This window comes from Exilibacterium tricleocarpae (assembly GCF_007004655.1).
GTDB lineage: Bacteria > Pseudomonadota > Gammaproteobacteria > Pseudomonadales > Cellvibrionaceae > Exilibacterium > Exilibacterium tricleocarpae.
In genome coordinates this window covers 1-21,216 of sequence record NZ_ML660111.1, presented here as the reverse complement: position 1 = coordinate 21,216, position 21,216 = coordinate 1, and the positions used below count along the sequence as shown (strand labels likewise).

Genomic DNA, 21,216 nt, shown 5'->3' with positions numbered 1-21,216 from the left:
TATGAATAACCGCATGGCTCGGATTGCAATAGCCTGGCGGATGATTACGACATACAAAGTAGCCTGGTATTTACAAAAACATAAACTAAGCGCTGGGTTTCAGCTTCACTGGCTGGACCACCGCCGGATTGTCCAGGTTGCGGTCTCGCGCCGAAAACAACAGAAAACCAATAACCAGAATAATCGCGCCGCAAGCGCCGAAGACTAACCGCCCCCACAGCGGGTTGGGCAGTGCCATCATGGCCGTTACAAACAGACCCAAAATCGCAATCATTCTGCCGAGCAGTATTCGCTGGCGGTTGTCCAGCTTGTGCTGCGTATCCGTTTCATTGACAAGGGGCGTGTCTATATTTTTAAAGAAACGACTGACCGCAAGCTCTCTCTCCTCAGACAGACCGCGATAAAACAAGGATGTCAGAGCGAAATAACCGCCGGTTATCACCAGGTGGCAGGTGAGACCGATAGCGACCAGCAGTTCCGACCACTCCCTGCTGGTCAGCTCTTGTTCCAAGCCGAACAGCGCCTCAATATGGTAGGGCTCCACCACGAAACCGGCAAAGTAAGAGACCGCGGCGCCCACCAGCAGGGTGGACCAACCGGCCCAATCCGGCGTTTTGCGAATGAAAAACCCTAGAAAGCCGGGTATCGTCATTGGAAAAGCCAAGAGCGCACCCACATACATCATCGCATCGAATAAGCTGACGCCTTTGAGCGAGTTGATAAAAACCGCCACAAAAATAATGCCGATACCAAAGCACGTTGAGGCAATGCGGGACACAAACATCAGCTCTTTCTCACCGGCACCCTGCCGGAGTATCGGCTCATAAAAGTTCCTGACAAAAATACCGGCGTTTCGATTCAGCCCGGAGTCCATCGAACTCATGGTCGCGGCAAACATCGCCGCTATCAGCAGGCCGACCATGCCGGCGGGCATATACAATTCAACAAACGTCAGGTAAGCCGCATCGGCCGCCTTGTCGCCCCACTCCGGATGTAAAGCAGCAATATCCACCCCGGTGCCGGCCAGAAACCAGGACGGAATAAACCAGATAACAGGACCGATCGTCATTAAGATGCATGCCAGCAGTGCGGCCTTGCGCGCATTGTTGGAGTCTTTGGCGGCAAGGTAACGGTAAGAATAGAGCATATTATTGTTAATGCTTATCTGCTTGATAAAGATAAACACCGCCCATACCGCCAGGATACTGAGGTAATTCATATCAGAGCCAGCCACAAAGTCATTGGGGAACTGCTCCACGATCGGCACTATGCCGCCGGCTTTCGTCAGCCCGACAATGGCGCAGACCACCGTTACGGCCATGATAACCACCATCTGCATAAAATCAGAGGCAATAACCGCCCAGGCGCCGCCGGTGACCGACATCACCAACACCACCAGACCGGTGGCGATAATGGTGGTATTCATATCGAAGTCAAAAATAGAGGAGGTTACAATCGCCAGACCATTTAACCAGATACCCGCCGATATCAAGGTGGTCGGCATATTAAACCAGGCAAACACCTGTTCATTGTGGCGGCCGAACCGCAGCCGCACCGCTTCAATCACGGTTACCACCCGCATCTGGCGGAACTTCGGGGCAAAATACAGGTAGTTGAGCAAAAAGCCGACGGCGTTGGCAAAAAAGATGGCAGCCACGGAGAGCCCGTCCACATAGGCTTTACCGGCGGCACCGGTAAAGGTCCAGGCCGAGAACTGCGTCATAAAGGCCGATGCGCCGACCATCCACCACAACATGCTGCCGCCACCGCGAAAGTAATCGCTGGTGTTTTGGGTCAAATTGCGAAATACCCAACCGATTCCAATAAGAAAGGAAAAGTAGGTAACGATAATAACGGTGTTTAAGTCCATCGATAAGCCTTTATGTCATCACCGGCCCGTAGTATCTAGCGCTTCAATCAACAAACATTTTCACTTCGGTGGCACTGAGGTCTCGATCCGGGTATAGCCCTTCGGGACCTTCGCCAGCAAGGATGCTGGCGTAGAGCCTACAGGGATGTATCCACGGCGAGTCCCGAAGGGCTATACCCGGATCGAGACCGTGTCGGCTAGGACACCAAAACCTATTTAGGTGAAAATCCTTATTGTTCGAGCACTAGTATTGACTGGGACCAACGTCACTTTCTTTCAATACCTGCAATGCCTGAGCCCCCAGGGTCGCATGCAAATACAACCCCTGGCCATCCGGCGCCAGCGAGAACTCCTCAATGGCTATGCCTTCGACCGGGGGAAAACCCAGGTCTGCCCCCCAGTATTTTTCACTGCTGTAACTTGCCTCTGTCAGCGCAGCGTCTGCTCTAACAATCGGTGCCGTAAAATCGGTATAGACCAGATTGCCGCTGAAGCTGATGCGCTCGGCCGGGTATTTATATTTTCCACCGTAGACAAAACTCTGTTCAGACAGGTAGATGGTATTATTTTCAACCCGCACATCGCGCGGCGTCCACTGGGCATTGAGGACCGCGGTTTCGCCCTGCGCGTTGACACCTGAATGCACGACTATGGCCCCGCGCGCATCGAGACTGGTTTGAATGCCCGCCATATAGTTGTTGCGAATGACATGGCCTTCATCGTAGAAACGTATGCCGCCACCATCGGCCTTGCCGTACTGTAAGAAAACATTATTTTCAACGGTATTGCCTTTGCCATGACGTAAAGTAAGCAGCCCTCTGCTGTCAACAAACAGATTGCCGCGCAGAGTATTCTTACCTGACTTGACGGAAATGATTTCAATTTCACCGTCACAATCTGCGAAAAGGTTATTCTCAATCAGCGTATATGAATCAGATTGGGAATGTGTGCTGGTCCCAAGCCTGATGGTTTCCCAACCATTGGCACCACCGCCGTAGGCGTAATTGCTGAAATGGTTATGCCGTATTTTATGATACTGCGGCCTGTCATCGCCACGCCAGACAGTCAGCAAGGCACCGGCGGTTGTCTTGCCGGTGAAGAGATTATAGCTAACGTCTGCATACTGCCCGTAAAGAGAAACCCATTTCTTATCCCGATTACCGTTAAAGCCGTCAATGGTGGTCTGGGTAAGCTGGTTATGATCGCCGTACAGTTTAATCACACCACTATCGTCGGCGGGTCGACCGTTGCGGAAATACAGTCCTGTTATTTTTACATAGTCTCCCCTGACCTCGAGCAACGATTCGCCTTCGATAAATACCTTTCCGGGCGTCTCCGCTCTGAGCGTAATCAGATCATAGCGACTGCCGCTTTGCGCAACGGTGACAATCAGGTCTCTCCAGATACCGTTGGCCAGGCAAATGACGCTGCCCGCAACGGCTTCACTTAATGCGCGGTTAAGCTCATCTGCATTAGTCGTGATGGTGCCAGGGCAGGCATGCCCGGACAGAGAAGCCGATCCCGGACCGCCGGCGGACAATCCAGATAACATAGCATCTGCCGGGGCACGGCTGTTATTACATCCGGCAAGTGTAAAAACCAACGCCGAAACGGCAATCAACCCGAGACTTGGAGATGCCGGGAAACAACTTGTCGGTTCTGCGGCTGTTGCTCTCATGACTAAAACCGAATCAAAAAAAGAGACCCCATACCAGCGGTCTCACGGAAGGTAATACTGATACCAAGCCTCTCGGCGCTTATTTCCTGCATGCGGCTTTTTTATAAGGCGGTCTTATCGCAACACACAACAGCGCCGCAGTTCAAAGAAATTCAGCGCGCTTGGGAGAAAACACATCGATCAAAACACTGTCATCTTCCAGCGCAACCGCACCGTGCAAGACGTTTTTAGGTGCGGTATAAGCATCGCCTTTGCGCAACACTTTAGTCACGCCATCTACAGTGACTTCAAAACTGCCGGCCGCCACGAAAGCAACCTGATCGTGTTCATCGTGTGAATGCAACTCTCCGACAGCGCCCTTGGCAAAACATACGTGTACCGCCATGAGCTCGTCCGTATAGCCGACTATCTGACGCTTGATGCCTTCACCGACCACTTCCCACGGCTGCTCTTCGGTTTTGAAAAATAACGACATACCATTTCCCCTGCTCAGGGTTTAGAAACTATCGGTCAACGAAACAGATATCAGTCGATCAGTTTCACTTCATGTATTTTTGTAATACAATATACAGCAATTTTTAGATAACGTATATTAAAAAAACCGCGCCGTGAGAAAAAAGCTATCTAGTTGATAAATAATGTTTTTTTATTTTTTTAAATATCTCTCGGTAGTGTTACTTTAGTAAGGATGCTCTTTTATTAGCCTTATAATATTACAAATCTGACTAATTTGGTTATGTCGACGATGTCTCATGATACCCTGTTCCCGCTGACCACCGCCAAACGACTCAACAATCTCGGTCAGGCCGGGCGTGGTGAGGGAGTGATTGCGAGAAGCATAAAGCTGCTGTCCAACCGATTAGAACCTCATCTGCAGCAAACCGTTCAAATACCCGGCCAGGGTGAGGCGGGAAGTTACGCGCATAATAGGCACAAAGAAAATGCCAGATTGATAGAAGGCACCGGCCTGCTCTATCAGTTGACCCAAAACCCCGTCTATGCCGAGTTCGCCGGGCAGTGGCTACTCGGCTATGCCAAGCAGTACCTGCACATGGACTTCCATCCGCAAAAGAATACCAACCCTCCGGGACGCCTGTTTCACCAGATTTTAAACGAGCAGATATGGTTGCTGTTCGCTTCTCTCGGCTATGGCTATATAAAAGAAACACTGCCCGGCGAGCAGCGCGAGACCATAGAGCAGGGGCTTTTCTACCCGATGCTGCACCTCTTTACCGAAACCTACCGCCACGACTTCGATCGCATACACAACCACGGTTTGTGGGCTGTCGCAGCCGTCGGCATTAGCGCGCTGACAGTGGGAGAAGAAAAGTATGTTGACCTGGCCGTTGACGGTCAGGCGGGCGACCGCGAGAGCGGTGGTTTTCTGGCCCAGATCAGCCGGCTTTTCTCGCCCTCGGGGTACTACGTCGAGGGTCCCTACTACCACAGGTTCGCGATCCATCCCCTGTGCTTATTCGCCGAAGCCCTGCACCTGCACAGACCTGAGCTGGATATTTATAACTATAAAGACCGAGTGATTCACAAGACTATCCAGGCGCTGCTGGCAACCGCCTACCCCAACGGCGACTTCCCGGCACTCAATGATGCCTCCAGAACAATGAACATACAGGACGAGGGTGTGGTGACCGCCGTGGCGCTGGGCTACTCGCACTATGGCCACAGTGATACCCTGACTGCCGTCGCGCAGCGACAGGGGAGAATCTGGTTACATCCCTGCGCCCAGACGCTGGCACAACAAGTCGACACTCTAAAAGAGCAGCAGCCCATACACTGGCCCAGTATCGAACTGAATGAAGGCCCCGACGGCAATAGGGGTGCCCAAGGCTACTTGCGCCTGCAAAACGCGCGGGGCGACCTCAGCCAGGTCACAATGAACTATGGCCAGCACGGCATGGACCACGGGCATTTCGATACGCTCGGTATCACTCTGTTCAACCGCGACCAGGAAGTGCTTCGCGAGTATGGCTTTGGCCGCTGGGTCAATGTGGAAAGTAAATTCGGCGGGCGCTATCTGCCCCAGAATCATTCCTGGGCCAGGCAGACGGTTGCACACAATTGCGTAGTGGTGGACCAGCTGTGCCAAAACAATGCCGAAGCCGATCGGGCCGATCAGGTGCACGGCCAGCCCCATTTTTTTATTGGCCAGGGCAACGCCCAGGCCATGAGCGCGTTCGCCAACCATCACTTTCGCGACATTGGCATGCAAAGGACAGCGTTACTGATATCGTTACCCGAGCTCGATTTTCCCGTATTGATCGATCTCTACAGGCTGTCGAGCCGGCAGGCCCATCTCTACGACTATGTGCTGCATTACGCCGGCCAGATCATGCAAACCAATATAGACTACAGCTACGACAAAGAGCAGCGCAGCCTGCTGGGGTCAAACAATGGCTACCAACATTTATTTCAGGTGGCTAAAGGTGATGTTACAAACGGCTTAAAGCTCACCTGGCTGCAGAACAAAAGCTTCTATACCTGGCTGTCCGCGAGCACCGCAGCGGAGTTGATTTTTGCGCAAACCGGTGCCAACGACCCCGAGTTCAACCTGCGCACGGAAAACTGCCTGCTACTTCGAAAAAATGCCGGCGACACGCTGTTTGCATCCGCTTTTGAAACCCACGGGCATTTCGACGAAGCATCGGAGTACTGCGCGGGTGCCACCGGTGCCCTGGAGCGCATTGAGGTGCTGGGCCACACAGCCCAGGGCTCCGTGGTCAGATTGACCGGCAAAGACATCCACATGACCATTATGGTCAGCAATGCTCCTGGCGTAACGCCGAAGACACAAAATATTGTCGAGGTGGAAAACGACACTTACCACTGGCAAGGCTTCTTTGCCATAACAGATAATAATGTGGCCGGTGTATAACACCGGCCTTAATTAACCCTCGGAATTGACGATGAACTATGATCCAGACAGCTATCAACCCCTGTTGATGAGCCATGATGAAGCTGCGACTGTTAAGGCCTATCTTTCAGATCAGCGTGAAAACGAACAACAGCACTCTCTACTGGTCCGTTCAATTACGGCAAGGACCAAAGCGCTGACTGAATATATGGCCAACCCCATTGAAGTGCCGGGCCACGGTGAAGCCGGCGGCTATGAACATCATCGCCACAAGCAGAATTATATTTTCCTGCATTCGGCCGGCCTGCTGTTCCTTATTACGGGTAAGCCGCAGTACCGCGACTATGCCGCCGAAATGCTGACACAGTACGCAAAGGTATACCCGTCGCTGACGCTGAACACCAGTCGCGACAGCAACCCGCCCGGGCGCCTGTTTCACCAGACCCTGAATGAAAGTATGTGGCTGCTCTATGCGGCGGACGCGTACAGCTGTATCCAACAGACATTGACTGAGGAACAGAAACAACTGATTGAAAATAGCCTGCTGCGGGAAATGGCCTCACTGTTTACGGAAACCTATCAACACGATTTCGATATCGTGCACAACCACGGCCTGTGGTTTGTCGCGGCGGTCGGCTTATGTGGCTATGCCGTCAATGACCAGTCCATTGTCGACAAAGCCATCTACGGGCTCAAAGGCGACAGCACCAGTGGCGGCTTCTTAGCACAATTGTCGCAATTGTTTTCCGCTGACGGCTATTATATGGAGGGCCCCTACTACCATCGCTTTGCCATCAGGCCACTGCTTTTATTTGCCGAAGCTATCGCCCGGCGGCAACCACAGCTGAATATCTACAACTATAACGAGCAAATTATCAGACGCACCAGCTTTGCGCTGATGGCGACGGCTTTTCCCAACGGCACCCTGCCCGCGCTGAATGATGCGTCGAGGTCTATGAATATCAGGGATGAAGGGGTTCTCATAGCGACCAGCATCTGTTACAGCCGCTACTCGCAGGACCCCAAGCTGATAGAGATGGCTAATCAACAGAACGCGGTTTGGATCAGCGCTGCGGGCCTGGAACTGGCTAAAGCGGCAAGCGCGCAGCCTTCGCACGCCACAACCTGGGACAGCGTGCTACTCAGGGACGGCCCGGCCGGTGACCGTGGCGGTATTGGCATACTGCGCCAGAGCGACCGCCATCGAGACACTCATATGGCTCTGTTGTGGTTCGGTCAGCACGGCAGCGATCATACGCTTCACAGCGCCCTCGATCACGGCCACTTTGACGGCCTGCACCTCAGCTGGTTTAATCGCGGACAGGAAGTGCTGTATGACTATGGTTTCGGGCGCTGGGTAAATATCGAGCCTAAATTCGGCGGCCGTTATATCCGGGAAAACAGCAGCTATTGTAAGCAGACGATTGCACACAATACTGTTGTCGTCGATGAAAAAAGCCAGCATGACGGCAGCACCGCCGCCGCGGAAAGAAACTGGGGAACACCACACTTTTTCATTACCGACAACGCTGCGGGCCAGGGCATGAGCGCCTATGCAGGGGGTTACTATGACGGTGTAGACATGCAGCGCACCGTTTTGCTGCTGTCTTTGCAGGAATGTGAATGCCCGGTGTTGCTGGACCTGTTTCGATTAACGAGCGCCGATGAGCACCGGTACGACTACCCGATTCATTATCATGGACAAATAATTCAAACAGACTTTTCCTATCAGACCCACAAACATCTTGCGCCGCTGGGACAGGCAAACGGCTACCAGCACCTGTGGGAAGTGGCCCGCAGCGATACCGCAGCAACGCCAGGCTCGGCCTCTCTCTCCTGGCTGATGGGACAGAGCTACTACTCGGTTACAATCGCCGTGCCCCGCGGCGGCGAAATTATTATGACGCGCACAGGTGCCAACGATCCGGATTTTAATCTACGCAGCGAACCTGCCGTTATTGTCAGAACAAAGGGGGCGAACCAGTTATTTGCGACCGCTTATGAAACTCACGGCTACTTCGATGAGGCGACAGAGTCCTCTACCGATGCCCGCGGCAGTATCAGTCGCGTCGAGGTTATCGGGCATGATCAGACGGCTTCCGTTGTTCGCCTACACACCACAGCAAGCAACTGCTACACCGTCATGATTAGCAATCAGCCGCAACCCGACACATCGGCGCAGCACACCGTGACATTTTCAGGAAAGACTTACACTTGGCAAAATATGTTTTCAGTAGAAAAAACCCACTGATAACAATGGCGCTCGCTTCAGGCGCCTTAAGCGACAGTAGGCGCCCTAGGCGAGTTCCCAGGGAAGAGTTTACAACGTGTTTCTGAAAGTTCTATCCAGAGGCGGATCGGTCAATTGGCACTTGCTCGCTTAAGTGTCATTCACTCCAGACAGCAGCAGCCCGACACACAACAAACTTGTAATTGACGAAGGTGAAGATGCCGAAGATGAAATATATAAGCCCAACCACCAACAGGATAACCGGAAACCTTTATGCTTGTTTAATAATTCTTACAGGCTTGCTCGCTTGTGGCACGTCCTTTGCCGGAAAGGACTATGCAGGCGCAGACTACACCACTTACTCAGGCTTCAAGGTTGATGAAACAGCCATTTTGCCGGAGCGGGAAGTACACCCATCGCTGTGGTTTAAAGAAAGCGATATAGATACACTAAAGACCCGCTTTACAAAAGACCAAACCGCGCGCAGCTACTGGAAGGCGGTGAAAGAGCACCGTTACCTGACCATACCTATCCCGCCCCCGGTTAAACTTGAGGAAGGCAACCAGGCCGTCCACCGGTACTATGGCGATATGACTCAGCTGGCGGCCTATAATGCCTTTATGTTCTTGTTTGAAGAGAATAAAAAACAAAAGCAGTACTACCTCGACAGGGCCAAACAAGCATTACTGCGGGCCTACGACGGCCCTATCTACCAACTGGACCCGAGAAAAAGCGGCATCGATAAAAGTGTGGATGAGATATATCGCGGTGTATGGAGTCAGACCCTGGCGGCAGCTTATGACTTTATTCAGCCTTTTCTCAGCGCCGATGAAGACCGGGAGATTCGACGGCGCTTAGTCAAAGAAGCTGCCTACACTTATAAAGACCTTGATACCTGGGCAAAGCGTCCCCACAACCATCTCTCGAAACCGGCTTGGGGGCTGGCGAGCCTGGCGTTGGTGCTCTCTGATCATCCCGACGCAAAAAACTGGCTCACCAAGGCCCATAGAGCAGCCAACCGCAATACCGCTTATCACTTCAGCGCCGATGGTATCTACCGTGAGGGCGCGCAGTACTATATATTTTCGTGGATCAACTACGTCCCCTACCTATACCACTACAAAAACGTCTCCGATGTAAATCTGTTCGAAACATTTTTACCGTCGATGGAGTGGGGGCTCATTGCCCGCAACGGTCGCGGCTGGATGATGAATATTGAAGATTCCTATATCCGCCCGGTACCGACGCAAATGGTAACCACTCCTTATCTGGCTTACCGGTCGCGCCTGAACCCGGATGTACCTTTCGGTGAGATCCTGCAGTGGGGGTTCGAAAATACCGACTTCGAACCTTTCAATCAGGTGGAAAAAAAGACCGGCTTCAACTACACCGGTGCGTCCTGGGACTACCCGAAAGAACTGTATGAACTGATCACTTACAACCCGGATGTCCGCAGCAGCCCGCCCTCGATCGATCCCACCATTTTTATGGCCGGCGGCCAGAGTATTTTCCGCAATCAATGGCTGGATGACGATAAGGAGCAAATGTTCCTGCTGTTTCACGGTGTCCCTCACGCGGACAATCACGACCATCACGACCACCTGAGTTTTATCATCTACGCCAAAGGACAGATGATGGCCAGTGACAGCGGCTACAGCAGAAAAAGCTATGGCGAAGATATTCGCTACCAGTGGTACCGGTTGGCTCCGGCTCACAACACCCTGACGCTGAATGATATACCGCTGGGGGACAGTGTGGAAAACCAGCCACCGGCGTCCGACAGCAGGCTCAATACCGCCTTTTTTGACTTTGAACAAAAAGCGGCGCCCTTTCGGCTTTATCTGGACGAGCCGATCGGTCATGCAAAACGCGCCGTTGCTTTCATACAGGACGAGTATTTCCTGGTTATCGATGAGGCAAAAACACTGGATGGCAAAAAAGGCCGGTTTGCCGCCTACTTTCACGGCGGGCGGGCAAAGCTGAGGCGCGCAGGGAAACAATTTTTCTGGCAATATGACGCCGATGAATATGGTCCTGAAGCACAGCTTCTCACACAACAATTCCACTCGAATGCCACGATTGAGATAAAAAAGGGCGAAACTACTTATATAAAAAGCGACTATGTGCAAACGCCGATGCTAAAGATAGAAAAGCAGGCCAGCGAGGCGTTGCTCGCTCAAATACTATACCCTCTCGGCGAGGGAGAAACGCCGCCCGAAATATCAGATTTGTCGACTTCGACCTATCTCGCAGCAACCGTGAAAAGCCCAAATGGCAATGACATTTTCTTCAAAAAAGCGGGCCGGGAAAAATTAAAAGTTGAGGCTTTGGAAAGCGATGCCACGTTCGCCTGGCAACGCAAGACCGTCGCAGGGACACAGCAGTTCGCCATACAGCAAGGCACTTATATCGACTATGCGGGCAAGAATTACCTGCGCACCACCGAACCGGTATCCCTGGCGATCGAATACGGCGAAACCGGCTATACCGGCGCCGTCGAAGTGGAACGCAAAACCCGCTTTAAACTGCAGTGGCCACAGCGGCCCATTACATCGATTACACTAAACGGCAACGCAATTGCTTTTTCCGTGGAGAAAGGCGCCATAGTTTACTCGCTGGAGGAAAGCGGTAACCTGGTCATACGCTGATGCAGCTCAGCTCATTGGCGCCAAGTTTTAAACAGGTATAGCGTGTGTCCACCATCGACGGAGTCGTGTTAGCGGCTTATATCACCTTTATTCTGGCGGCAACTTTCGGCTTTAGAAAGTTCGCCACTGACAGCAGTCAGTTTGTCAACGCCGGGGGAGCCATGGTGTGGTGGATGGCGGGAAGCACAGCGTTTATGACGCAGTTTTCCGCCTGGACCTTTACCGGCGCAGCGAGCAAGGCGTTTGAGGACGGCATCGCGGTGCTGGTATTGTTTTGGGGCAATGCCGCAGGTTTTTTTATCGCCGCCCGTTATTTCGCCGCCCGCTATCGAAAGCTGCGCGTCGAAACACCCATGCAGGTGATACGCCAGCGCTTCGGCCGGCCGACAGAGCAACTCTTTACCTGGCTGCAATTTCCCCTGTCGACCATAGCCGCCGCTTTCTGGCTCAATGGGCTGGCGCTGTTCACCGCCGCGGTGTTCGATATATCACTTACCGGTACCATTGTCTTCACCGGACTGATTGTGACGTTTATCGCCATCAGCGGCGGCTCGTGGACGGTATCGGCAACCAATGTCGTACAGCTCGTTATGCTGATGGCGGTCACTATGGTGACCGGCGGTTTCGCGCTCTATCAGGCCGGCGGGCCAACCGAGCTGATCAATCGTTTTCCGGTTGACTTCATTGCCGGCAGCGACTTGAACATCACCACAATTTTTCTGTTCTGGTCAATGATGATGCTGGTTAAACAGTCGTTGTCCACCAACAACGCGATCACCTGCTATCGGTTTTTGGTCACCCGCAATGAAGCCGAGGCGCAAAGAGCTGCCAGCCTGGCCGGCTTCCTGTTTTTGGTGGGGCCGGTGCTGTGGTTTATCCCGCCCTGGGTTGTAGCCGCCGACAATATCCAGCTGCAACAGGCCTATCCCAACCTCGGGGCAAATGCCGGCAATGCCGCTTACCTGTATTTCGTTGAGCACTATATGCCCATCGGCACATTAGGACTGATTATGGCGGCCATGATAGCGGCCACCATTGCGCCGATGACGACGGCGTTAAATCGCAATGCCGGCATATTCGTGCGCAATGTTTACCCGCTGTACGGCCACGCTGAGCCGTCCGAGGCCAGGCTGCTGCGCATAGGTAAAACAACCACATTGATAAATGGGCTGCTGGCAACACTGATGGCGCTCATTTTCAGCACCTTGGAGGGCATCGGGTTTTTCGATCTGATGATGCTGTTTGGCGCCCTGCTGCAGATGCCTTTGGCAATTCCTGCATTGCTGGCGGTGGTCGTGCGCCGAACCCCCGACTGGGCGGGCTGGAGCACGGTTCTCGTCGGCCTGACAGTATCATTGTTTATGCAGTTTGGTTTTTCGGTGCAATGGCTGGGAACAGTATTAAGCGAACAACCACTGACTGCGCGTGAATCCATCGATCTGAAAATCGCGACCACCATCGCGGCCCAGGCGCTGATTACCGGCGGGTACTTTTGTCTCACCCGGCTGTGGTTTGCCCGCGCACGAAACCAGCGGGGGAGTGAGCTGGCCCGGTTTTCCATGAACCTGCGTCGCCCGCTGTCCGCACTCGAGCAAAGAGCGGCCGATCCCCGACAAGGCCTGTTTCTCGGCAAGCTCCTGACATTGCTGGGCGTGGCGACCGGCTTACTGTGCGCGTTTAGCTGGAGCGCCCCCGGAAACGCGTTATTTCTGCTGATGGGAATTGCGATGATACTGGCCGGCATGGGCTTGCTGCGCTGGTCAGCGGTAGCGGCGGAAGATTAGCCCCGGCCCGCCCGGAGATATGCGGATTCACACCTCGATCTCTTTGTAATACAATACTACAAAATTGAACAACAGCTGGACTGCAACGATATACCAATATGACCCGACAACCCGACAACGGTGGGCGTATCGCTTTTATCGGCGAGTGCATGGTGGAACTGCAAGAGCATCCCGACGGCAAATTACACCGAAGCTTTGCCGGCGACACCCTCAACTCAGCGCTTTATATGGCCCGCCTCAAGTCAGTGCACCACCATCAGGTGTACTATGTTACCGCCCTGGGCCAAGATCGCTTTTCGACGACCATGCTGGAACAGTGGCAACAGGAAGGCATCCGCTGCAACTATGTGCGCCGCGTGAAGGACAAACTCCCCGGACTTTATTTTGTCGACGTGGATGTCGCGGGAGAACGCTCTTTCCACTACTGGCGAGACCAATCAGCGGCGCGCGGGTTATTTAGCGGTACCGACTCTCTCACCGCATTAACCACATTCGATTATCTCTACCTGTCGGGCATTTCGGCGGCCATCTTACCACCCGAAGGCAGAAAAAAACTACTCGCTTTACTGCAGGCAGCGAAGAACAACGGGGCCAAAGTTGTCTTCGACAATAACTACCGCCCCAAACTGTGGCAGCAAAAGTCTGTCGCACAACAGTGGTACCGGGATATTCTGGCGGCGACCAGCATCGCCTGCCTGACATTTGACGACGAGCGTGAACTTTGGGGAGACAGCGCCAGCGCCGAAACGTTCGAACGCTGTCAAGCACTCGGGATCGAGGAGACAGTGATAAAACAGGGGGCGGGCCCCTGCCTGATCGAGAGGCGGGGCGAGCGCTACAGCGTCACGCCGCGTCCCATTGCCCGCGACCTGATCATCGATACCAACGCCGCCGGGGATTCCTTCAGCGCCGGCTATCTGGCGGGGCGCCTGGGCGGGCATAATCCGCAGGCCAGTGCGGTTTTGGGTCACCAGATTGCGGCCGCTGTTATCCAGCACCGCGGCGCCATTATTCCACTGGCAGCGATGCCGGAAATGACCGCCCCTTCCGAAGGTTCAAATTATTGCTAGCAAAGACCGGCTAATTTCGGGCGCTTGGCCATGGCCAACCTGTCATAGGTTCTCGTTGCTATCACCATTTATATATATTATTGTATGACATATTAAGTAAGCACTAACTCCTAACTTCACAGCCCAGCGGAAAGCGAATATGTTTGACAGCTTGAAAGGAAAACGCGTCTTGATCACCGGTTCAACCACCGGTATAGGCCTGGCGGCGGCCAGGGTATTTGCCGAACAGGGTGCCAGGGTCGGCATTAACGGTCGCAGTGGCGGCCCTCTGATAGATGACACCCTGGTGGCGCTGGCAGCGACGGGCGCAGAGATTGCCTTCTTCCCCGCAGACCTGACAAAAAGTAGCGAATGCAAGAAGCTTGTCGATGACTTCGTCGCTACCTTCGGCGGTATAGATATTCTGATCAACAACGCCGGCGGTCTGGGCGGACGCTCCAACCTCGAAGATATTGATGACGAATTTTATGATCGGGTCATGGATTTGAACGCCAGGTCAGTATTGATGACCACCAAATACGCGATCCCCCATCTGCGCGCCGCCGCCCGGGAAAGCGGCGAGACGACTTCGGTGATCAGTACCGGCTCCATTGCGGCACGTGAGGGCGGCGGTGTGGGTGCGGGGATTTATGCCGCCTCAAAGGCCTGGCTCCACGATATCCACCGCAACTGGGTCAAGGAGTTCACCGCCGACGGTATTCGCTTCAATATCGTGGCGCCCGGCACCATAGATACCGCCTTCCACGCCGCCAAAGACGACGCATTAAAGGCCAAGATTGCCGATACCATCGCCATGAAGCGATTTGGCCGCATAGAGGAGGTGGCGCCGGCCTTTTTGTTTTTTGGCTGCCATGCCCTGAGCGGCTATATCACCGGGCAGATATTGGACGTGAATGGTGGCCAGATGTCCCCCTGAGTCCCATTTTTGCCCGGTGGGGAGGTGGGCCTCCCTTTATCTACCCGTCACCGGTATAATTGCGTATATTGTATGATTTATGGCTGAACTGCACATGTCCACAACATTTAACACCATTGGCGGCGCGACCCGTAGCCTAAATGTTCAGGTTGCCAGGGAAATCGCCATCAAAATCCTCTCCGGTGAGTTGCAGGAGGAGTCCATCATCCCCGGGGAGCTGGTGTTATGTGAGCAGTTTGGCGTCAGCAGGACCGCTTTGCGCGAGGCCATAAAACTGTTGAGTTCCAAAGGTATGGTGGAGTCCAAACCCAAGGTCGGGACCCGTATCTGCAACAAATCGAACTGGAACTTTCTCGATCCGCAACTGCTCGGTTGGATGGAGGGTACGGAAACGACCGAGGATATCTACGTACAGTTCCTGGAACTGCGGCGGGCAATAGAGCCCCACGCCTCGGCACTGACCGCCACCAATGCAACTAAGGAACAGCGCATTGAACTGACCGAGATATTCCAGCAGATGTGTGTCATCGCCGAGGACTTCGAGCAAAATGCCTGGGTGGATGTCGACACAAAATTTCACCGCTTGATCTTTATTGCAACCGATAACAGTTTCTATACACCGTTCGGCAATGTACTGGCGACCGTTTTCAAATGGTTTTTCCAGTTTTCCTCAAAAGACGGCGGCGTTTGTCTCAATGAACACCGCGCCATCTACGAAGCCATTATGGCAGGTGATCCGGAGCGCGCTTACCAGGCGAGCCTGTCACTGATGAAAAGTCATAAGCACAGGCTCGGTAAAGTACACGTCGCCTGACCGTGCTACTGGTAATAGTATTTCAATGACTTGAATTGTACCGTGCCGGTACCGCTGTCCTGCAAATAGACCCCGGCCTTGAAGTAGCTGCTCAAGTGCTGCCAATAAGAAACATCGCGTTTATCGACAAAAGTGATACCGTCCACTTTAATCGTCAACAGGTTGTTTCTTACCTTAATCTCAAACTTTGTCGGCGCGTCTGACCGCGGGCCCATATCAACATAAGTATAGTCACTGCTCGACCCCGCTGAATCTCTGATAACAGCCCAATTGTGGTCGTTTTTGCCACTGCGCGAGCGCCGCCATGTCAGCCTCACCAACGGCTTGTTTAAGCTCTCGGAGTCATGTATCTGCATAAAGGTCAATTGGTCCACCTGGCTCGATAACGGATCGACAGCCAGCAAGGTACCAATCAATTTGTTCCAGGATGGGTCGGACGTATACCACTCTTCCATCTGTCTCAACTCTGACCGCTTTGAGGCCCCGGATACTGTAAAAGTCATATACCTATTGCCGCTATCCGGAATATAAAAATAACTGTTATGGGCATCCGGATCGTTAAAATCACCCCGTCTGATCAACGTGGCGCTGGTAGGCGCCTGCAACTTTGAATCATCCAGTACTGCCCGGTACTTGGTGCCGTAAAGATAAGGAGCGGAGTCGGCAAAACCGACGGTGCTGGTAATAGCCAGCAGTGCCGTAAAAACGCAGGCGCTCAATGAATTCTTGTCTTCATATCTGAAAATGCTCATGATGAAACCCGCTGCAAGAGTGAAGTCTATTGCATTGATTACTTAAAGCCTCATCCCTGAGGCGAGTCTTCGATTGACGATCAGTTTGAGTGGCTCACTTTTAAATCATAAAAATGCACTTCAAATACGCCGCCCGAGTCCTTATCGGCCTGCGGGTAGCTGCCCGCTTTGAAATAGTACACATGGTTGTCCCACTTCGAACTCATACGGCCCTGGCCAAAAGTGACTGAGCGTGTGGTATTTCCCACGGTGATGGTGACTTTGTTATCTTCGACCATCAATTTGTAGCTGAACTGGTTAGTACCCACCTCCTCAAAATTGAGACTAAACGGATTGCCGCTGTCGGGGTCCTCATTGATAATGGCCCGCACTCTTTTGTTGGGTCCGTCCCACTGCAACTTCACCAGCGCTTTACTGGAGTTCTTCGCGTGAATCTGACCGACGATGGTTTGCGGATCACCCGAGTAGTACTCGGCAACACGGCAGGTTCCCTCGAGGATATGGGTACCTTCGTTCTGCCAGTTCGCCGTGGACGTGGATTGTCCGGCCTGCCAGTTATACAGCTCCCGCAGTTCCGATCTCACATAAGAGGAATTGGTGGTGGTTGCGCCACCGGACAAAGGCGTTCGGAATACCATAGCACCGTCACTACCGGTATAGAAATACGCCTGGTCGGTATAACCGTCGTTAATTGGGGTGTCAGAAGACCCTTCACCATCGGGCAATATTTCTGCAGCGGAAGAACCGCCCGAGCCGAAGTAGTAACTCTTTGAGACCGGCAAAGTCAGTTTCCATTTGTTCAGGTTAAAGTTGCCGGAAGGAGGTTGATTCGGATCAAGGCCACCTCCCGGGGGCGGCGGGGGTGGTGGAGGCGGTGGCGGTGGATTTCCTCCGATCAGATTTAGGACGACCTCTGTGAGACTGTTCCAGTTGTTGGAACTGTTGCCGTAGCCGACGATACGGACATAGCGCACACTTTGATCAGCCACTTCAAACCGCTGCAATGCCGTTGTGGCGCCGCTGCTCGCCCCGCCGGACAACACAGTTGACCAGTTACCGCTGGTCTGTGCGACTTGAATATCGAAGTAACTGACTCTCTGGTTGCCTTTGTAGAAAGCTATCTCTACGTCGTCGAGCACTTTGGTGGAACCGAGGTCATACTGAATCCACTGACCGTTGCCCTGAGCCGACCATCTCGACTCGGGTGATAAGTCACCATCAATGGTATTCTCGGGACCGTGTCCGTCGTCTGAGCTGGCTGTCACCGTTAGCGCGGTCGCGGCAACGCTGAGTATCAGACTGCTCAGAGCCAGTGCAATCGACATCAATAATGGTTTGAAGCCGAGGCTTGTATCTCTACTGTAATTTTTCATCGCCATTCCTTACCTTTCTATTCGTTTATTTTCATCAAGGTAAAACACCCTATTCAATAACTTACCGTCACCTCCTTACTAGTTATTTGCTAAATCCGGTGCCGATCGACAGTGCAAAACATTTAACTTGCGCCTGAAGAGCAGCTAAAGCGAGCACTCTTAGCCACCCTCTTTTGCACCGGCGTAAAGCTGAAGTGCGTGAGAAATATTTGTAGTTTATTGACTCCGCAAACAGACCTCCCCATCGGGTATCCGCAGCAAAAACCGAAAGTCTAAGATGCTTGTGCTCACCCAAAACCCGCCGAACTCGGGTTCGGCTGTTCTCGATAACTGCCCCTGTCGGCTTGAAACGAATCATCAAAATCTTCCGTCTCGCTTTGCCGACACCCTGCTCGTATAGAACACGACAGAATGAAATTCATCGTGAGAAGAACTACTGCTACTGTAAGTTAGCGTTCAAATTGGATAAGCATCACATCGTTGAGTTGGAGAGCATTCAACAGATGACATCGCCACGCCGGTATAACAAGGAGCCAACCGGACCTTAATTTTTATTTGCCCGATTCTTACATAAGTCATCTTGTATTACAATATTAAATTATTATTATATACAGCAGGCTAAGTGTTAATAGCAATATCAAAAAGAGAAAGGTTTCGAAATCGTGAGCAGTGGTCATAAATCGGGACAATTGACACTTTTTCCATTCAAAGCTCAAGTGGGTGTCGCTACTCGCCATATGACTTAATAGGTAAGAGTCGTGACTGAACCAGTTGATACAGTTCAGCGGCCCGAATTTCCGGTAGCGCTTTTCACCCGAGGCTTCGTAGAAATACATCGGCGTCGCGCTGAAGGGTTTTTACCTTTTGCTCCTGCATTCGATCGAGGGTTTTATAGATCATGGCAAGTCGAGGGTTGCGGTGAAGTTTTTCTCTGTTGCGATGCAGAAAGTCCCAATACAGATAGTTGAATGGACAAGCCTGGGGCCCGGTTTTTTCCTTTACGTTATAGTGGCAGCTTTGACAGTAGTTGGACATCTTATTAATGTAAGCGCCACTGGCGGCATAGGGTTTGCTGGCAAGGTACCCACCGTCGGCATACAAAATCATACCCGACACATTTGGCAGCTCTACCCACTCATAGGCGTCGGCATAGACAATGAGATACCACTCGTTGACCGCATCGGGATCGAGGCCGCATAGCAATGAAAAATTCCCAATCACCATCAACCGCTGGATATGATGGGCATAAGCGTTATGTTTTGTTTCCTCGATACACTGGCGCATACAATTCATGGATGTGTCGCCGTCCCAGAAAAAAGCCGGCAGCGATCGGCGCGTTTCGAAAAAGTTTTCTTCGGCGTAGTCCGGCATCTTCAGCCAATAGATTCCCCGCACATACTCGCGCCAGCCGATAATCTGCCGGATAAATCCTTCAGCGGCATTTAAGGATGCTTGGCCATCACGATAGGCCTGCTCTACAATTCGCACACACTCCAGCGGGTCGAGCAAACCGCAGTTCAGGTAAAAGCTGCAATGCGCGTGATACATCCAGGGCTCAGCTTGCAGCATTGCATCCTGGTAATCGCCAAAAAACGGTAGGCGTTCTTTTACAAACAGCGCAAAAGATTCGAAAGCCTGGGTCCGGGTAACGGCAAAACCAAAGGGCGATAAATCACCAAAGTGGTCGGCAAAACGGTCCTCTACCAACGCCATAACCTCGCGGGTAACAGCATCGGGCTCACAGTGATAGGGTGTGGGCACGGCGAGTTTGCGGCTGGGAGACAAACGGTTTTCGGCGTCGAAATTCCAGCGGTCGCCTGCCGGTGAATCGCCATCCATCAAGATACTGTATCGCTTGCGCATTTCCCGGTAAAAGTACTCCATGCGCGGTTGTTTGCGCCCTGCTGCCCAGCTTTCAAAATCTTCCCGCGAGCATAAGAACCGCTCGTCTTCACGAATCACAAGGTCAATTTGAAAAAGCTCGGGCCATGAATGCATACCCTCCAACACGCGATATTCGCCCGGGAAGGTGGCCACAACCTGCTCTGGTCGGTGTCGATGGATCGCCCTTTCAACTTCGCCGGTAAAGGATCCGGTATTGCCCGGGTCGTCGAGTTTTATATAGTCGACCTGGTAGCCGGCTTCGGTTAGCTCTTGGGCGAAATGCCGCATTGTGGAAAAAATAAACGCGATCTTTTTCTTGTGATGTTTGACATAAGTGGCCTCTTCCCAGACTTCACATATCAGGATGGTATCGGCCTGTTTATCACAGTCGGAAAGACAGGAGATCGTGTGGCTGAGTTGATCTCCCAGAATAAGACGTAGGGCGCCCATACCGTCTCCCTTGTACTTGTGGTGTAAATAGCTCTCTTATATACGCCTAGGTATCCCGGGTGGATCGACAAACATGCCTGGAGTTATCCTTATGTGGCCAGGAGAGCCGGGCACGCAGCGAAGGCGCTCCCCCCCCACGAAAAAGCCCCGGCAAGTGACCCTGCAGGGGCTTTGGATTCAGAACCTGACGACGACCCGACCGGCGCACCGATGTGTCGGACCACCGGTACGCTCCCGTGAGCGTCGGTCTGGGCGGTCGTGCACACGAAAAACCCCTGCAGGATTCCCTGCAGGGGTTTGGCGTTTAAGAGCCTGACGATGACCTACTCTCACATGGGGAAACCCCACACTACCATCGGCGCTGAGTCATTTCACTACTGAGTTCGGCATGGGATCAGGTGGTTCCAACTCGCTATGGTCGTCAGGCAAATCGGTTTGACTGGGCTTGAGTCTTATCTCCCTCCTGCGGTCTCAAGCGGGAGTGCATTGCCGTCGTCAAAAAGGGCGGTGGTCGGTAAAGTTGCTTTCCTGCCGTTCACTACGGCACAGTGTCTTCTCTGTGTCTCTGACACAGTCTGCTCGCTATCGCGTGCCGACTGTCTACCCGTCACGACGGTCACCACAACCAGTCGCTCCAGTTATATGGTCAAGCCTCACGGGCCATTAGTACTGGTTAGCTCAACGCCTCACAACGCTTCCACACCCAGCCTATCAACGTGGTGGTCTTCCACGGCCCTTTAGCACCCTCAAAGGGTGAGGGAGATCTTATCTTGAAGGAGGCTTCCCGCTTAGATGCTTTCAGCGGTTATCCCGTCCGAACATAGCTACCGGGCAATGCGATTGGCATCACAACCCGAACACCAGCGGTTCGTTCACTC

At 52.9% G+C, this 21,216-nt stretch carries 13 protein-coding genes and 2 rRNA genes; 7 read left to right on the top strand and 8 right to left on the bottom strand.

All coding sequences use genetic code 11. From position 1 onward, the window contains the following. Positions 1-85 precede the first annotated feature (85 nt). From FKG94_RS25520 to FKG94_RS25510, 3 genes are all read right to left on the bottom strand, one after another. Complete coding sequence (locus tag FKG94_RS25520) at positions 86-1,870, bottom strand: sodium:solute symporter family transporter (protein WP_142929789.1); 1,785 nt, start codon at positions 1,868-1,870, stop codon at positions 86-88. A 244-nt stretch (positions 1,871-2,114) separates the two neighbouring features. Further along, on the bottom strand, positions 2,115-3,422 hold the full coding sequence (locus FKG94_RS25515) for a polysaccharide lyase 6 family protein (RefSeq protein WP_179957819.1): 1,308 nt from the start codon (positions 3,420-3,422) through the stop codon (positions 2,115-2,117). A 268-nt stretch (positions 3,423-3,690) separates the two neighbouring features. Continuing rightward, positions 3,691-4,023: a cupin domain-containing protein gene (locus FKG94_RS25510; protein WP_142929787.1), complete on the bottom strand. Its 333-nt coding sequence runs from the start codon at positions 4,021-4,023 to the stop codon at positions 3,691-3,693. A gap of 270 nt (positions 4,024-4,293) precedes the next feature. Here FKG94_RS25510 and FKG94_RS25505 point away from each other — a divergent pair, with 270 nt between their 5' ends. The 7 genes from FKG94_RS25505 (at position 4,294) to FKG94_RS25475 (ending at position 15,879) form a co-directional block, all read left to right on the top strand. Beyond that, the gene (locus tag FKG94_RS25505) at positions 4,294-6,438 is read left to right on the top strand and encodes a heparinase II/III domain-containing protein (protein WP_179957818.1); all 2,145 of its coding nucleotides are present in this window, start codon (positions 4,294-4,296) and stop codon (positions 6,436-6,438) included. Positions 6,439-6,469: 31 nt separating this feature from the next. Beyond that, complete coding sequence (locus FKG94_RS25500; RefSeq protein WP_142929785.1) at positions 6,470-8,668, top strand: heparinase II/III domain-containing protein; 2,199 nt, start codon at positions 6,470-6,472, stop codon at positions 8,666-8,668. A 371-nt stretch (positions 8,669-9,039) separates the two neighbouring features. Further along, the gene (locus tag FKG94_RS25495) at positions 9,040-11,295 is read left to right on the top strand and encodes a heparinase II/III domain-containing protein (RefSeq protein WP_179957817.1); all 2,256 of its coding nucleotides are present in this window, start codon (positions 9,040-9,042) and stop codon (positions 11,293-11,295) included. Positions 11,296-11,339: 44 nt separating this feature from the next. Then, complete coding sequence (locus tag FKG94_RS25490; protein ID WP_142929783.1) at positions 11,340-13,079, top strand: sodium:solute symporter family transporter; 1,740 nt, start codon at positions 11,340-11,342, stop codon at positions 13,077-13,079. Positions 13,080-13,177: 98 nt separating this feature from the next. Next, positions 13,178-14,149 carry a 2-dehydro-3-deoxygluconokinase gene (gene kdgK, locus FKG94_RS25485; RefSeq protein ID WP_142929782.1) on the top strand — a complete coding sequence of 324 codons (972 nt, stop codon included), beginning with the start codon at positions 13,178-13,180 and terminating at the stop codon, positions 14,147-14,149. A gap of 139 nt (positions 14,150-14,288) precedes the next feature. Continuing rightward, a complete protein-coding gene (locus FKG94_RS25480) occupies positions 14,289-15,065 on the top strand; it encodes an SDR family NAD(P)-dependent oxidoreductase (protein WP_142929781.1) in 777 nt (258 codons plus the stop codon). Positions 15,066-15,159: 94 nt separating this feature from the next. After that, positions 15,160-15,879: a FadR/GntR family transcriptional regulator gene (locus tag FKG94_RS25475; protein WP_142929780.1), complete on the top strand. Its 720-nt coding sequence runs from the start codon at positions 15,160-15,162 to the stop codon at positions 15,877-15,879. A 5-nt stretch (positions 15,880-15,884) separates the two neighbouring features. Here the strand turns inward: FKG94_RS25475 and FKG94_RS25470 are convergent, their stop codons facing one another. The 5 genes from FKG94_RS25470 to FKG94_RS25450 all read right to left on the bottom strand — a co-directional run. Further along, positions 15,885-16,631: a polysaccharide lyase family 7 protein gene (locus FKG94_RS25470; protein WP_142929779.1), complete on the bottom strand. Its 747-nt coding sequence runs from the start codon at positions 16,629-16,631 to the stop codon at positions 15,885-15,887. Positions 16,632-16,711: 80 nt separating this feature from the next. After that, entirely contained in the window at positions 16,712-18,004 is a 1,293-nt protein-coding gene (locus FKG94_RS25465) for a polysaccharide lyase family 7 protein (RefSeq protein ID WP_179957816.1), read from the bottom strand. Between the two features lie 810 nt (positions 18,005-18,814). After that, the gene (locus tag FKG94_RS25460) at positions 18,815-20,338 is read right to left on the bottom strand and encodes a cryptochrome/photolyase family protein (RefSeq protein ID WP_142929777.1); all 1,524 of its coding nucleotides are present in this window, start codon (positions 20,336-20,338) and stop codon (positions 18,815-18,817) included. Positions 20,339-20,648: 310 nt separating this feature from the next. Next, positions 20,649-20,764, bottom strand: a 5S ribosomal RNA gene (rrf, locus tag FKG94_RS25455). 216 nt (positions 20,765-20,980) lie between these two features. Then, positions 20,981-21,216: ribosomal RNA gene (locus tag FKG94_RS25450) — 23S ribosomal RNA — on the bottom strand; the annotation flags it as partial.